The organism is Methylobacterium sp. E-005 (assembly GCF_022829725.1).
Classification (GTDB): domain Bacteria; phylum Pseudomonadota; class Alphaproteobacteria; order Rhizobiales; family Beijerinckiaceae; genus Methylobacterium.
In genome coordinates, this window is the sequence record NZ_JAKSYG010000100.1 from 1 (window position 1) to 503 (window position 503).

At 59.4% G+C, this 503-nt stretch carries 2 tRNA genes; both read left to right on the forward strand.

Annotation, left to right across the window (positions count from 1 at the left end):
* Window positions 1-46 precede the first annotated feature (46 nt).
* Window positions 47-123, forward strand: a tRNA-Ile gene (locus MKK88_RS12135).
* A 34-nt stretch (window positions 124-157) separates the two neighbouring features.
* A tRNA-Ala gene (locus MKK88_RS12140) sits at window positions 158-233 on the forward strand.
* The last annotated feature ends 270 nt before the right edge of the window (window positions 234-503 follow it).

Genomic DNA, 503 nt, shown 5'->3' on the forward strand with positions numbered 1-503 from the left:
CGGAAGCGGTTTGGCTCACGCTGAACCCGTACCGCTCGATCGTACTGGGCCTGTAGCTCAGGTGGTTAGAGCGCACCCCTGATAAGGGTGAGGTCGGACGTTCGAGTCGTCCCAGGCCCACCATGGACGGGACGGTCTACCGGCTAGCATGCACCTTGGGGACATAGCTCAGTTGGGAGAGCGCGTGCTTTGCAAGCATGAGGTCGTCGGTTCGATCCCGTCTGTCTCCACCATTCGATTGGAACTTGGCGCCGCTCGGCGGCGACGGTTCGAACGGGGTGTCGAGGCCGCTATCTGGAACATGAGTTTGCCGCGGATGCGGCGTCTCGAGGATCGTCAGATCCGGAGATGCTGAACCGTCAGGCGAAGACATCAGTGACATCGTGAAGAGGGAATGTGGCCGTTGGGGCAGAGAGATCTGTGAACTCTGGCGGTCATGTTCGGCAAGCATACGGCGATTTGATCGGAAACGATCGGATCGCTGGTCTTTTTGTGACCGTGTC